The sequence below is a fragment of the Micromonospora sp. 067-2 genome, assembly GCF_046549295.1.
Classification (GTDB): Bacteria; Actinomycetota; Actinomycetes; order Mycobacteriales; family Micromonosporaceae; genus Micromonospora.
Window position 1 is genome coordinate 84826 of the sequence record NZ_JAJPWB010000007.1, and the last position, 13663, is coordinate 98488.

Annotated in this window: 12 protein-coding genes; 4 read left to right on the plus strand and 8 right to left on the minus strand. The window is 71.7% G+C overall.

All coding sequences use genetic code 11. The features are described 5' to 3' along the window. Nucleotides 1-118: 118 nt before the first annotated feature. Entirely contained in the window at nt 119-634 is a 516-nt protein-coding gene (locus ACLJN9_RS18105) for a MarR family winged helix-turn-helix transcriptional regulator (RefSeq protein ID WP_410812589.1), read from the plus strand. Here ACLJN9_RS18105 and ACLJN9_RS18110 read toward each other — a convergent pair. Beyond that, nucleotides 602-1579: an LLM class flavin-dependent oxidoreductase gene (locus tag ACLJN9_RS18110; protein ID WP_410812590.1), complete on the minus strand. Its 978-nt coding sequence runs from the start codon at nt 1577-1579 to the stop codon at nt 602-604. The genes ACLJN9_RS18105 and ACLJN9_RS18110 overlap by 33 nt on opposite strands. Nucleotides 1580-1939: 360 nt before the next feature. Between ACLJN9_RS18110 and ACLJN9_RS18115 the strand changes: the two genes are divergently transcribed. Continuing rightward, a complete protein-coding gene (locus ACLJN9_RS18115; RefSeq protein ID WP_410812591.1) occupies nt 1940-2926 on the plus strand; it encodes an ornithine cyclodeaminase family protein in 987 nt (328 codons plus the stop codon). Nucleotides 2927-2948: 22 nt separating this feature from the next. Here ACLJN9_RS18115 and ACLJN9_RS18120 read toward each other — a convergent pair whose 3' ends face one another. The 4 genes from ACLJN9_RS18120 to ACLJN9_RS18135 form a co-directional block, all read right to left on the minus strand. After that, nucleotides 2949-3824 carry a M15 family metallopeptidase gene (locus ACLJN9_RS18120; RefSeq protein ID WP_410812593.1) on the minus strand — a complete coding sequence of 292 codons (876 nt, stop codon included), beginning with the start codon at nt 3822-3824 and terminating at the stop codon, nt 2949-2951. 103 nt (nt 3825-3927) lie between these two features. After that, on the minus strand, nt 3928-4620 hold the full coding sequence (locus ACLJN9_RS18125) for a peptidylprolyl isomerase (protein ID WP_410812898.1): 693 nt from the start codon (nt 4618-4620) through the stop codon (nt 3928-3930). Nucleotides 4621-4847: 227 nt separating this feature from the next. Beyond that, nucleotides 4848-6047, minus strand: a complete 1200-nt coding sequence (locus ACLJN9_RS18130; RefSeq protein WP_410812595.1) for a D-alanyl-D-alanine carboxypeptidase family protein — start codon at nt 6045-6047, stop codon at nt 4848-4850. 10 nt (nt 6048-6057) lie between these two features. Beyond that, nucleotides 6058-6828 carry a MerR family transcriptional regulator gene (locus tag ACLJN9_RS18135; RefSeq protein ID WP_410812597.1) on the minus strand — a complete coding sequence of 257 codons (771 nt, stop codon included), beginning with the start codon at nt 6826-6828 and terminating at the stop codon, nt 6058-6060. 163 nt (nt 6829-6991) lie between these two features. Between ACLJN9_RS18135 and ACLJN9_RS18140 the strand changes: the two genes are divergently transcribed. Continuing rightward, entirely contained in the window at nt 6992-9280 is a 2289-nt protein-coding gene (locus tag ACLJN9_RS18140; RefSeq protein ID WP_410812599.1) for an ATP-binding cassette domain-containing protein, read from the plus strand. Nucleotides 9281-9513: 233 nt separating this feature from the next. Here ACLJN9_RS18140 and ACLJN9_RS18145 read toward each other — a convergent pair whose 3' ends face one another. The 3 genes from ACLJN9_RS18145 to ACLJN9_RS18155 all read right to left on the minus strand — a co-directional run bounded on the left by ACLJN9_RS18145 (nt 9514) and on the right by ACLJN9_RS18155 (nt 12727). Then, nucleotides 9514-9933 (minus strand): protein-tyrosine phosphatase family protein, encoded by a 420-nt coding sequence (locus ACLJN9_RS18145; protein WP_410812600.1) that lies wholly within the window; start codon nt 9931-9933, stop codon nt 9514-9516. A 394-nt stretch (nt 9934-10327) separates the two neighbouring features. After that, nucleotides 10328-10885, minus strand: a complete 558-nt coding sequence (locus ACLJN9_RS18150) for a hypothetical protein (protein WP_410812601.1) — start codon at nt 10883-10885, stop codon at nt 10328-10330. Nucleotides 10886-11938: 1053 nt separating this feature from the next. After that, the gene (locus ACLJN9_RS18155) at nt 11939-12727 is read right to left on the minus strand and encodes a DedA family protein (RefSeq protein WP_410812602.1); all 789 of its coding nucleotides are present in this window, start codon (nt 12725-12727) and stop codon (nt 11939-11941) included. Between ACLJN9_RS18155 and ACLJN9_RS18160 the strand changes: the two genes are divergently transcribed. Beyond that, nucleotides 12726-13508: a carbon-nitrogen hydrolase family protein gene (locus tag ACLJN9_RS18160; protein WP_410812603.1), complete on the plus strand. Its 783-nt coding sequence runs from the start codon at nt 12726-12728 to the stop codon at nt 13506-13508. The genes ACLJN9_RS18155 and ACLJN9_RS18160 overlap by 2 nt on opposite strands. Nucleotides 13509-13663 lie beyond the last annotated feature (155 nt).

Consider the following 13663-nt stretch of genomic DNA (forward strand, 5'->3'; position numbering starts at 1 on the left):
TCGGGTCTAGAGGTGATTGACCCGAAGTTAGCTGAGAGTCTCAGCTATTTGACGACGGTGTGACCAAAGTCCCTGAGAGTCTCACGCTTATGGCGGCGCCGACGTCTACGCTTGCCGCATGACCGGACGCCACCCGTACACCAGGGAGAACCTCGAAGGGAAGCTGGGACGGGGGCTGTTCCCCGAGATCCGCTACAGCATGCTCGAGTTCGTGGGGCAGTACCTGCTGGACTTCGAGCGTGCCGCCCAGGCATCCGGGTTGACCCTGGCGCAGGCTCGGGTGCTCGGCTTCGCCGCGGTCAAGCCGTCGTCGATGCGGGAGATGGCCGAGCAGTTCGGCTGCGACCCGTCGAACCTCACGGCGAAGGTCGACCGCCTCGTCGAGCTGGGTTACGTGGAGCGCCGCGCCGACGACAGAGACCGCCGGATCAAGCTCGTCGCCGCGACACCTGCGGGAGTCAAGGCTTCCAGCGACCTCTGCTACAGCCGGGAGTGGCTCGCGACGGTCATCGACGGTCTGACCGATGGGGAGATCGAGACTGTCAGGTCGGCCCTGGCGGTGCTGCTCCGCCAGCCGCTCCGGCCCGGGCTCGACTCCTCGTCAGCTGGCGGTACCAGCGACCAGTTCGAGTGACCGCACGCGGTCGACCGGGTCGTACACGGGCGTCGACAGCATCAGTTCGTCAGCGCCGGTCTGGGCAACCACGGCCGACAACCGGCGATACACCGTCTCTGGTGAACCGTGCGCCTGGGTGGCCCACATCGCGTGAAGTCGTTCCTCGACCTGCGCGGGGAGCGTTTCCGCCGCGGCCTGGGCGGGCGGCAGGAGTTTCGCCTCGCCGCCCCGCCCCTGCAGAACCCCTCCCATCGCGAGCTGCGCCGGCCGTCCGAGCGCGGCTGCCGCGGCGTCCGTCGGGCCGCAGATCGTCTCCACGCTGACCACCACGTACGGGACGTCCTGCCAGCGCGAAGGCCGGAACGCCTCGCGGTAGCGAGCCAACGCCTCGACCGCGTTACCGGGCCTGATGTGGTAGGCGAAGGCGATCGGCAGGCCCAGCTCCGCGGCGAGCTCGGCGCCGGCGACGCTCGACGAGAGCAGCCAGGGAGTGGGCAGCTCGTCGGCACCGGGAACCACCCGTACGCCGTCGTCGCCCGCCAGATGACCCAACAGCTCCACCAGGTCGGCTCGATACTCGGCCTCGGTTCCCGGATCGGCGCCGCGTCGCAGCGCCCGGATCGCGGCGGGATCTCCGGTGCCCGGCCCCCGGGCGATGCCAAGGTCGATCCTTTCCGGGTGCAGCGCGGCCAGGGTGGTGAACTGCTCCGCGACCGCGAGCGGGGCGTGGTGCGGCAGGAGCACGCCACCGGAGCCGACCCGGATCCGAGCCGTCGACGCCGCGAGATGAGTGGCCAACACGGGCGGTGCGACGCTGCCCACCGATCGATACCTGTGATGCTCGGCGACCCACACCCGACGGAACCCCAGTTCGTCGGCCCGTCGCGCCAGTGCGACCGTCGCCGACATCGCCTCACTCGCGCTGCGACCCTCCTGCACGGTCGCGAGTTCCAGTGCGGACAAGGGCGGCAGGGGTACGCGTACGGGAGCTGGCAGCTCACCCCTCCGCGCGACAACGTTGTCGGGGCCTCCGGAACGGTCTTCCACCACGGTGCCAACCCTCCTGGATGAGTGCACGTCGGCCACACCCACGATGTCTGCCGGTCGCGGTGCGGCCGGAACGGTGGGGCGGGACCGCTCGAACCTACCGGGTGCCGATCGGGTCAGACGACGACGGTTCCCGGTTGCGGTTCCGGATGCGTGCTCTCGTGGCGGCTGGAGGTCGTCGAGCCCCACCGGTTCGGGGCGCTTGTTGTCGCTGCCGGGCACGCCGGATACCGTGGCCGACGTTTCATCCGGATCCATCCCGAACAGGATGCATAGATGACTGTTCTCGTTCTTGATGCCGCCCAGGTGCACCAGCTGCTGACCCCCGAAGCAGCGCTGCACGCCATGCGCGAAGCGCTGGCGGCGCTGGCCCACGACGAGGTACACCAGCCCCTGCGCATGATCGTGCGCCCCCCGGCGGCCGCCGGGCTGATGGGCGTCATGCCGTCCTACCGCTCCGGCCACGAGGCCGCGTACGGGTTGAAGGCGGTCTGCGTCTTCCCCGACAATCCGACGATCGGCAAGGACGCGCACCAGGGCGCCGTGCTGCTGTTCAGCGCTGCCACAGGCGAGTTGCAGGCGCTGATGAACGCGTCGGCGATCACCGAGGTGCGCACTGCCGCCGTGTCCGCCATCGCCACCGACCTGCTCGCCCGACCCGACGCGGGCGACCTGGCCGTCATCGGCACCGGTGTGCAGGGCCGCGCCCACCTGCGCGCGATGGCCGGCGTTCGTACGCTGCGACGGGTCCGCGTCGTGGGCCGCGACCCCGCGCGCACCGAGGCGTTCGCGGCCGAGGCGGCGGCCCTGCTCTCCCTGTCGGTGCAGGCCTGCTCGTCGGTTGCCGAGGCGGTCGACGGAGCTGACCTGATCGTCACCGCCACCACCTCGGCCGAGCCCGTGCTGCGGCGGAACTGGATCTCCCCGGGAGCGCACATCAACGCCGTCGGCTCCAGCGTCCCGACCGCGCGGGAGATCGACACCGCCACGATGGCCGAGGCCAGCCTGTTCGTCGACCGACGGGAGTCCACCCTCAACGAGTCGGGCGACTACCTGTTCGCCGCTCGAGAGGGGGCGATCGGGCCGGATCAGATCCGGGCCGAACTGGGTGCCGTACTGATCGGAGCGGCGCCGGGCCGGACCGACGACAACGAGATCACCCTGTTCAAGTCCCTCGGCCTCGCGGTCGAGGACCTCGTGGCTGCTGATCACCTCTACCGCGAGGCCCAGCGCCACGGAACCGGCACGTGGGTGAGCTTCTGACCGTTGGCCTGCACTCCAGGCCCTAGCCGACCGACGAGCGGGCCACCGGCGCGGCGAAGAAGGTGTCCGGGTACGGCTCGTCGCGGTAGCTGTAGTGCCACCACTCGCGGTCGTAGTTCACGAACCCACCGTCGGTCATCAGCCGGAGCAGTAGTTGCCGGTTGTTCCGAGGCGTGCCGGTGATCCGGGCGTCGGCGGTGTGCGCCCGCGCGCCGAAGCAGTCGAAGCCGGTGCCCATGTCGATGCTGTTGTCGGCGAACCGCTGCCCGCGCGGGGCGGTGCAGGCGACCAGCGGCTGCCCGGGCACGTACGGGGGCTGGCTGGCGGCGGGCTCGTCGACCAGAGTCAGGTCCATGGTGCTGCCCCGGCTGTGCGCGGTGGGCGCCCCGATGTAGCCCTCGGCGAAGAGCCGACCCTTGGGTACGTCCGGATAGAACTCGGCCTTGGTCTGCTGCTCGCCGGGTCGCTTGGCCCAGGCCACGAAGTCGTCCACCGCCGGCTGTGGGCGGTAGCAGTCGTACACCTTGAGGCTGTGCCCGCCGGCCAGCGCGGCGTCCTGCACCCGGCGCAGCGCCTCGGCCGCCTGCAGGGTGAGCAGGCACAGCGGCTCCCGGTAGGCGGTGATCGGCCGGCCCACGAAATTGTGCGCCGTGGCGTACCGGATGTCGGCGTGGATGCGAGGGTCGACGTCGGTGAGGACCACGAAGCCGGGCAGCCGCTCGGCGGCGGGGACGCTCGGGGACGGACTCGGCGAGCGCGACGGTGCGGCGGGTGGCGTGGACACCGCGACGGCCGACGTCGGTGCCGGCACGCTCAGGGCCGGACGGGGTTCCGAGCGGGAGCAGCCTCCGAGCAGCGCGACGAGCGTGAGCAGGACGCCAGCGATGCGGTTGCGCACCACCTGTGTCTATCAGCCCGCCCCGGCCGCCGTGCCAGCTCAGGTCAAGTCGGTCCGGTCGGCGCGGTGGGCGACCCGGAGCCACCCACCGCACCGCACCGTTTCAGTGGTGGTGGTGCGAGCGGACGGCCCGCCGGATGGTCACCGGCAGTGCGGGAGCGCCGTCGACCGGCGCCGGATCCTCGGCCGTCGGTGCCACTCCCCCGGCAGCGATCCGATCCAGCGTGGCCAGCCCGGCCCCGTCGATCTCGCCGAAGATCGTGTAGTTGGGGCGCAGCGCGGAGTCGGCGTAGACCAGGAAGAACTGGCTGCCGTTGGTGTCCGGCCCGGCGTTGGCCATGGCCAGCACGCCCCGGGCGTAGAGCCGGCGTACCCCGGTCGGGTCGGTGGGCGCCGGCGGCAGGTCGGTCGGCAGCTCGTCGCGGTACCGGTACCCCGGGCCGCCCTCGCCGGTGCCGGTCGGGTCACCGCACTGCAGGACGCTCAGCGTGGGATACGCGGTGAGCCGGTGGCAGATGGTCCGGTCGTAGAAGCGCTTGCGGACCAGGTGCAGGAAGCTCTGCACCGTGCACGGCGCGGCCTCCCGGTCCAGGGTCAACCCGATCGGCCCGTGGTTGGTGGACAGGGTCACCCGGACGGTGCCCCGGTCCGGGGTACGCCGTGGGTCGGGCGGCAGTGGCACCGGCCGGGCCGCCGGCTCGTCGGGCGTCTCGGTGTACGCGCAGGGACCGTGCGTGGTGCGTGGCGGGCGGGTGGCGGCCTCGGCGACGGTCGACGACGCCGCTGACGCGGCCACCGCGTCCACGGACGGGCCTGGCGCGGCCACGGCGGTGGCGGACGCGCCGGCGACCAGCGCCCCGGCGAGGACCGTCACCCCCGCGAGGCGGGTCAGGGCGCGTGCCGGCCGGCGGGGTGCCGCCACGCCGGGCCGCGGTTCGAGTTCACTCGACACAGGGATCCTCCTGGACTCGTGGTGCCAGAAAGACCGGAGTCTATGGACGGCGGAGCCGCTTGTCGATCCGTTCAGGATAGCCGGCGACGGTTGCGCCACAGCAGCCCGCCCACCAGCAGCACCCCGGCGCCGCTCAGCGCGGTCACCGACCACAGCCACCCCGACCCGGTGCTGTGCATCGGGCCGCTGGCCGCCGCCGGCCGGGGCGCGGCCAGCGCGGACGGCACGGCCGACGGCGTCGCGGTCAGCTCGCCCGGCTCGACCAGCCGGCCGACCGCCGCGTCGCGGGGCACCGTGAAGCCCCAGTCCAGCAGGGCCGCACCCTGTTCCCAGCCGCGCTTCGGCGCCGACTCGGCGCCCAGCAGGGTCACCACCAGCCGCCGCCCGTCGCGTTGCGCCGCGCCGACGTAGGTGTGCCGGGCCAGGTCGGTGAAGCCGGTCTTGCCGCCGAGCGCGCCCGGGTAGCGGTAGATGAGCTGGTTCTCGTTCTGGATCTCGAAACCCTTGGTGCGCTGCGCCGGCTGAACCGGGATCTGCGCCTGCTCGGTGAGCGCGTACCGGCGGAAGGTCGGCTCGGCGAAGCAGGCCCGGGCGATCAGCGCCAGGTCGTACGCGCTGGTGAACTGGCCCTTGCCGTCCAGCCCCGAGGGGGTCACCGCGTGCGTCTGGAGCGCGCCGAGCCGGTGGGCCTGCTCGTTCATGGCGCGTACACCGGCGGCCGCGTCGTCGGCACCGCTGCCCAGCCGGGCCAACGCGTTGGCCGCCTCGTTGCCCGAGTTGAGCAGCAGGCCGAGCCAGATGGTCTCGATGCTGTACCGGCCGCCCTCGACCAGGCCGACGGCGGAGGAGCCGGGCTCGATGTTCATGTCCGCCGCGGTGACCGTGACCGTCTGTTTCGGGTCCAGTCGGGGCAGCATCGTGGCCGCCAGCAGCAGCTTCTGCACGCTGGCCGGAGTGCCGTACTCGTGCGGGCCGCAGCCGCCGAGCACCTGGCCGGTGTCCAGGTCGGCGACCAGCCACGAGGTGGCGCTGACCGCCGGCGGCGCTTCGGTTGCGGGGGGCACGACCAGGCCGCTGGTAGCCAGTCCCGCTCCGCCGACCACACGCTGCTCGGGCACCGCGGGCGGGGGCGAGGGCCGCGGAGGCCGGGACACCGCCGGTGCGCTCGGGCACCGTACGGTCGGCGCGGCGGACGTTCCCGTGGCGGCGGTGACGGGCGCGGGAGCGAGCAGGACGGCGGACGCCGTGGCCACCAGCAGCGCAGCTCTCATGAGCCCGACCCTAACCAACAAGATCGCTCGGCGGGACCGGATGGCCGGCCGACCATCCGGTGGCAGAGGGACCGGGCAGGTAGTCGTACAGCGCGGCGCTGCCCCGCAGCCGGCGCAGACTGCGTGTGTGCAGCTCCTGCTCGCGGCGGGCCAACTCGGCCCGTACCCGCTGCGCGCTGCCGGTGGTGCGCAGCTCGCCCAGCACCGCCTCGATGATCTCGAACGGGTAGGCGCCCCGGCGCAGCAGGGCGACGACCTGCGCGGCACGCACCTCGGCGTCGTCGTACACCCGGTATCTGGTGCCCGGGGTGCGGCCCGGGCGCAGCAGGCCGCGCTCCTCCCACAGCCGCAACTGCGAGGTCCGCACCCCGACCAGCGCGGCGACCTCGCCAACGCGGGCGCCGCGGCGTGCCACGGCCTTGACCTCGGGCGGGCTGGCCAGCACGGTCTCGAAGGCGCCGAGCACCCGGCGGATCTCGGCGCGTTCCCGATCCAGTTCGGCGTGGCCACCGTCGAGCGCCGCGAGGGCCGCCGGCACGTCGCCCCGGTGCACCGCCGCCATGATCTCCCGGGTACGGCCCCAGCCGTGCCCCTCGGCGAGCCGACGCGCCACGGCCAGTGCCCGCGCGTGCTCGGTCGTGAAGATCCGATAGCCGCTCGCGGTACGCCGCACCGGGGGCAGCACGCCCACCTCGACGTAGTTGCGCACCTGCTGCACCGAGATCCCGGCGGTGGCCGCCAGGTCCACCGCCCGCAGGCGGTTCTTCGGGGCGACGTCCACCCGGCAACCGTACCGGTTACTCCCCGATTTGAGACTTCCCGGGTCGTTCCGACCGCCCCACTGCTGGCCGCATTGGAGAAAGTCTCTACAAGTGGATGAATGAGACAATGTAATCCGTCAGCCCGGTGGGGCCTCCCCCGCCACGATCTCGTGAAGGGTTCGCATGTCGCAGCCAGCACGGTCCACCGCCGACAGCCACGACATGATCGAGGTACGCGGAGCGCGGGAGAACAACCTCGCCGGCGTCTCGGTCGACATTCCCAAGCGCCGGTTGACCGTCTTCACCGGTGTCTCGGGCTCGGGCAAGTCGTCGCTCGTCTTCGGCACCATCGCCGCCGAGTCCCAGCGCCTCATCAACGAGACCTACAGCGCCTTCCTCCAGTCGTTCATGCCGAACCTGAACCGACCCGACGTCGACTCTCTGCGCAACCTCGGCGCGGCCATCGTCGTGGACCAGGAGCGGATGGGGGTCAACTCACGCTCCACCGTTGGCACCGCCACCGACGCGTACGCGATGCTGCGGATCGTCTTCAGCCGGCTCGGCCGGCCGTCGGTGGGCGGCGCCGGTGCGTTCAGCTTCAACCTGGCCGAGGGCATGTGCCCCACCTGCGAGGGGCTGGGCCGGGTCTCCGACCTCGACGTGAACGAGTTGGTGGACGTCGGGCGCTCGCTCAACGACGGCGCCGTCACCGTGCCCAACTTCGCCGTCGACTCCTGGTACTGGCAGACGATCGTCGGCTCCGGCCTGTTCGACCCGGACGCGAAGCTGCAGGACTACACGCCGGGGCAGTGGGAGGACTTCCTGCACAAGCCATCCACAAAGATCAAAGTGGGCAGCAACAACTGGACGTACGAGGGTCTGGTGGTCAAGGTCAAGCGGCTCTACCTGGCCAAGGACCGCGACTCGATGCAACCGCACATCCGCGCCTTCGTCGACCGGGCGGTCACCTTCACCACCTGCGGGGCCTGCGGCGGCACCCGACTCAACGCCGCGGCACTGTCCTCGAAGATCGCCGGGCGCACCATCGCCGATTGTTCGGCCATGCAGATCAGCGACCTCGCGGCGTTCGTGCGGGCAGTCGACGACCCGGAGGTGGCGCCGCTGATCGCCAACCTGCGCGACCTCCTGGACTCGCTGGTCGAGATCGGGCTCGGCTACCTCAGCCTGGACCGCGAGTCGGCGACCCTGTCCGGCGGTGAGGCGCAGCGGGTCAAGATGGTCCGGCACCTCGGTTCCAGCCTCTCCGACGTCACGTACGTCTTCGACGAGCCGACCGTCGGCCTGCACCCGCACGACATCGCCCGGATGAACGACCTGCTGCTGCGACTGCGGGACAAGGGCAACACCGTGCTGGTCGTGGAACACAAGCCGGAGACCATCGCCATCGCCGACCACGTGGTCGACCTCGGGCCCGGCGCCGGCACCGACGGCGGTCGGATCTGTTTCACCGGCGACGTTCCCGCCCTTCGCCGCTCCGGCACCCTCACCGGGCGACACCTCGACCACCGCGTCACCCTGCGCGGCGAGACGCGTTCCCCGACCGGGCAGCTGGCCATCCGCAACGCCGACCTGCACAACCTGCACGACGTGGACGTGGACATTCCGCTCGGGGTGCTCACCGTCGTCACCGGAGTGGCCGGCTCCGGCAAGAGCTCACTGATCCACGGGTCGCTGCGCGGTCGCGCCGGGGTCGTGATCGTGGACCAGTCCCCGATCCGCGGGTCACGACGCAGTAACCCGGCCACCTACAGCGGGTTGCTCGACCCGATCCGTACCGCCTTCGCCAAGGCCAACGGGGTCAAGGCGGCACTGTTCAGCGCCAACTCCGAGGGCGCCTGCCCGACGTGCAAGGGGATCGGGCTGATCTACACGGACCTGGCGATGATGGCCGGCGTGGCCAGCGTCTGCGAACGGTGTGAGGGACGCCGGTTCACCGACGAGGTGCTCACGTACACGCTGCGCGGCAAGAACATCAGCGAGGTGCTGGCCATGCCGGTGACCGAGGCGCACGCTTTCTTTCCCAGCGGGCCGGCGCACCTCATTCTCAGCCGGATGGCCGACGTCGGGCTGGGCTACGTCAAGCTCGGTCAGCCGCTGACCACGCTCTCCGGTGGGGAGCGGCAACGGCTCAAACTCGCCATCCACCTGGCGGAGAAGACCAGCACGTACGTCCTGGACGAGCCGACCACCGGCCTGCACCTCGCCGACGTGGACCAGTTGCTGGCACTGCTGGACCGGATGGTCGACGCCGGCAACACGGTGATCGTCATCGAGCATCACCAGGCGGTCATGGCGCACGCCGACTGGCTCATCGACCTGGGCCCGGGCGCCGGGCACGACGGCGGGCGGATCGTCTTCACCGGCACACCGGCCGAGCTGGTCGCGAAGGGCGACAGCCTCACCGCCGACCACCTGCGCGAGTACGTCAACGAGCCGGTCCGCCCGGGGTAGGCCACGCGCTCTGGGGGTAGGGCCGCGTCCCGGGGTAGGGCAGCGGCGCCCCCGGGTCCGGACTGCGGCGCAAGGGGTTCGGGCAGCGGCGCCCCGGGTTCGCCCTGCGCCGTAAGGGGTTCGGACTGCGGCGTGAGGGGTTCGGGCTGCAGCGTGAGGGGTTCGGGCTGCAGCGTGAGGGGTTCGGGCTGCAGCGTGAGGGGTTCGGGCTGCGGTATGAGATTCGGCGATGGTCAGGCGACGCGGCGCAGCCAGCTCCGCTGCCAGGGGGTCTCCACCGCCCTCGGGTGGTAGCCAGCCCGGACCCAGGGCACCGCCCGCTCGACCGGCAGGCCATCGAGGATCGCCAGCGCGGCCAACGCCGTCCCGGTGCGTCCCACCCCACCCCGGCAGGCCACCTCGACGCGCTCACCGCCGTGTGCCCGCAGCAGCGCCGCCCGCAGGGCATCCACCGCGTCGGCCCGATCGAGCGGTACCCAGAAGTCGGGCCACCGGATCCTCCGGTACGGCCACGCCGGCGCCGGGCCGGGCGCCAACAGCAGGGCAAAGTCGGCGGGCGAGGCGACGGCACCGATGCGCCGACCGCGCACCGTCGCCCCGCTGGGCAGTACGAGCGCACCCGACTGCTCCGACCAGGTCTGCGCGACAGTCATCCGGGCAATGTGCCGGCAGATGAGCCGCGTACGGTGCCGCCACGGCGGCCGAACACAGACAGCGCCGCCCCCGGCGGTTGGGCCGGGGGCGGCGCTGGTGTCGGTGTGCAGGTCGCCTCTCGGCGAGTGGCGCGACGCGGCTCCAGCCGAACGGTGTTCCGCGACGGCAATATAGGTGAGGCCCGGGGACACTGGATCACACCGACATGGGGTGTAACAGGCCCACGCCCCACCCTGTTCCCAACCAGCCCCCAGATCTTGGACACTTACCGTCCACCAAAAACGGTAACTGTCCAAGATCTCCCGCCGCCTCAGCGACACCGCCGGCCGGCACCCGTAACGGGTGCCGGCCAGCGGTCGGTTTCACGCGGTCGTGCGGTGGTGCGGTGGTGGGTCAGCTGTTCCAGTGCTGGTGCACCAGGTCGGTGGCCTGCTGCTCCCACTGGGCATACGCATCCGGGTACGCCGAGACCTGCACGGTCTGCGCGGCGTCGGTCAACGCCATGTCCCGCCACCCGTCGACCTGCCGCAAACCCTTCAGGAACGCGGTCGTGGAGTAGGCCGGGTCGGTGATCTGCTCCGGGGTACCCCAACCCGAGGACGGGCGCTGCTGGAACAGGCCCAGCGAGTCATGGTCGTTGGCGTCACCCAGATGGCCCAGGTTCTCCAACTTCGACTCCTGCAAACTGGTCGCGATCGAGATGACCGCGGCCCGCTCGGGCAGGCCGGCCTTCTTCGTGGCGGCGATGATCGCCTTGGCGTTACCGGTCTGCTCACCGTTCAAGGCGATCCGGGACTGGTCACCCTGCGGCTTCGGGGCCTGCACCGCGACCGCGACGGGCTTGCCGTCGACCGGGGTGGCGGCGTGGGCGGCGACCGGACCGGCGAACACACCACCGGCGAACGCCAGACCAGCAACGGACAACACACTCTTACGCATGATCGTGTTCACGGGGAAAGCTCCTTCGGGGGTAAGGACACCCAACCGCCAAGGGGAAAACGGCGAGCCGAGTGCGAGCACCTCGTCCGGGCGCATCAGAAAAGTCTTCGGGGGGGGGTCGACGCCTCCGGCGGCTCAGCGCCGGGATCGGCAACCTACGGCGGCTCAGCGCCGGGACCGGCGACCTCCGGCGGCTCGGCGCCGGGATCGGCGACCTACGGGCGGGGTGAGCTCGCGGCGTCGGGGTCGGCGACCTACGGGCGGGGTGAGTTCGCGGCGTCGGGGTCGGCGACCTACGGGCGGGGTGAGCTCGTGGCGCCGGGGTCGGCGGCCTCCGAGAGGGCTCGTGGCGCCGGGTCCAGATGTAACGACCGGCGGGCCGCCGTCATTCCGGGGGTGGCCCATCCCGTCGCCACCTCATCCAGGCGGCCCGGGGGGTCGTTCGTGGGGACTGCAACGACCGGGCGGGGCCAGCATTCCAACCGATGACCGGTCAGGCAGGCAGGCCATGAGCGAGCCGTGGTGCTGCGATCGTCAGGGTGTGTAACGACCCCGGGCCGGCCACCATTCCGGCAGGCCAGTGACGCCGGCCACCCTGCGAAACACCGCAAACCAGACAAAGAAAATCATGCCGCCTGAACCTGAGCGCCGACGACCGGCTGATCTGGTGTCCATCGCCCTGCAATCCCGACATCGGGGCGTTCCCGACAGTCGGCACCATCGACCCGGATCCGGTGGTTTGCCGCCCGACGGGTCCAGGGTCGTGTCAGGTGCCCAGGTAGCGCAGCACCGCGAGGATCCGGCGGCGGCAACCCGCCAGGTGGGCGAGGTTGAGCTTGTCGAAGATGGGCATTGACGTGCTTCGCGACCGCGCTCTGCGACACGTGCAGCCGTTGGGCGATGGCGGCGTTCGTGCAGCCTTGGCCCATCTCGTGCAGTACATCCCGTTCAGGCGGCGGTTGCCGTCCCGGCGGCGACACCGATCGGCGTCCACAGCACCGGCCGGTCCCCGCGCTCTCCCACCGCCTGCCTCCCTCGCCCGCCCAGACCGCCCGGTTGCCGGTTTCAGCGGTCTTCGGAAGCCCACGAGCCACCACGGTAGAGCGTGCCGCGACCGCCCGGGTCGGGCGCGCCGTGGCCCTGCTGGTCGAGGGTGTCGAGGTCGGTCGGCTCGGGGTTGCGGGAGGCGCGGCGGGCGCGCAGCACGCGGGACCCGACGAACCAGGCGACGGCCGCCACGCAGGCCACGATCACCACGTTCTGGAGTACGCCGACGTACCCCTCGACGAGGTGCCAGTTGTCACCGAGCAGGTAGCCGGCGAGCACGAAGGTGGTGTTCCAGATCAGGCTGCCCAGCGTGGTGAAGAGCAGGAACGTGGTGACGGGCATCCGCTCCACTCCGGCCGGAATGGAGATCAGGCTGCGGAAGATCGGGATCATCCGGCCGAAGAAGACCGCCTTCACGCCGTGCCTGAGGAACCACGCCTCGGTCCGGTCCACGTCAGTGAGCTTCACCAGCGGCAGCCGGGCCACGATGGCACGCATCCGGTCCCGGCCCAGTGACGCACCGATCAGGTAGAGCGCCAGAGCGCCCACCACCGAGCCCACGGTGGTCCAGAAGATCGCACCGACCAGGCTGATCCGGCCCTGCGCGGCGACGAACCCGGCCAGCGGCAGGATCACCTCGCTGGGGATCGGCGGGAAAAGGTTCTCCAGCGCCACCGCCAGGCCGGCGCCCGGCCCGCCGAGTCGTTCCACCAGGTCGCTGACGTAGCCGACCATTCCATCCTGCGGAGGTTCCGCCGCAGCGGTGGGGGTTCCGGTGGCGAGTGCGGCGTGGGACGTTCGAATCATGCTCCCACGCTACGAAGTGATCCTGAGAGTCGACCATGAGGTCGACCGCCCGGTCGCGCGGGTCGACCCCACCGGCGGGGGTGTGGAAGACCGCACCCCGCTGCGGTTCGCGGTGGCGCAGCCGCTGTGCGTACCCCGGGATGTCGCGGCGAACGCGCGGGCGCACGCCGCCGCGGTCCGCGCGGCGCGGGCGCGGGTGGTGCTCTTTCCAGAGCTGTCCCTGACCGGGTACGAGTTGGACGCGCCGGTCCTGCCGGTCGACGATCGCAGGCTGACGCCCCTGGTCGAGGCGTGCGCCGAGATGAACGCCCTGGCCCTGGCCGGCGCGCCGGTCGCCGGTGACCACATCGCGACGCTGGCGGTGACCGGCGCCGGTGCGACGGTGGCCTACCGGAAGATGTGGCTGGGTGACGCGGAGGCCCGCCGGTTCTCCCCGGGCGACGAGCCGGCCGCGCTCGACGTGGACGGGTGGCGGGTGGGGCTGGCGATCTGCAAGGACACCGGCGTCGCCGCGCACGCGGTGCGGACCGCCGCGCTCGGGATCGACGTCTACGCGGCGGGCGTGCTGGAGTCGGCGGTCGACGCCGCCGTGCCCGACCAGCGGGCGCAACGGATCGCGACCGCGCACCGGGTCTGGGTGGCGGTGGCGAGCTTCGCCGGGTCGACGGGCGGCGGCTACACCTCGGCGGCCGGCCGGTCCGCCATCTGGACGCCGGAGGGTGAGCTGCACGCCCGCGCGGGAACGGCGCCGGGAGAGCTGGTCGGCGTTCGCCTCGGCTGAACCGGCCTTCGGTGTCGGACCCCGCACCTGTACTGGCCGCGACGGCATCGCCGGCTGCCCGGCGAGTGGCACGGCGTTTCCGACGAGGTGCTGGCGCCGGTGCTCGCCGAGCACCTCGCCGGCCGGCACTCGGGCTAGATCGCCGAGCAACCCCT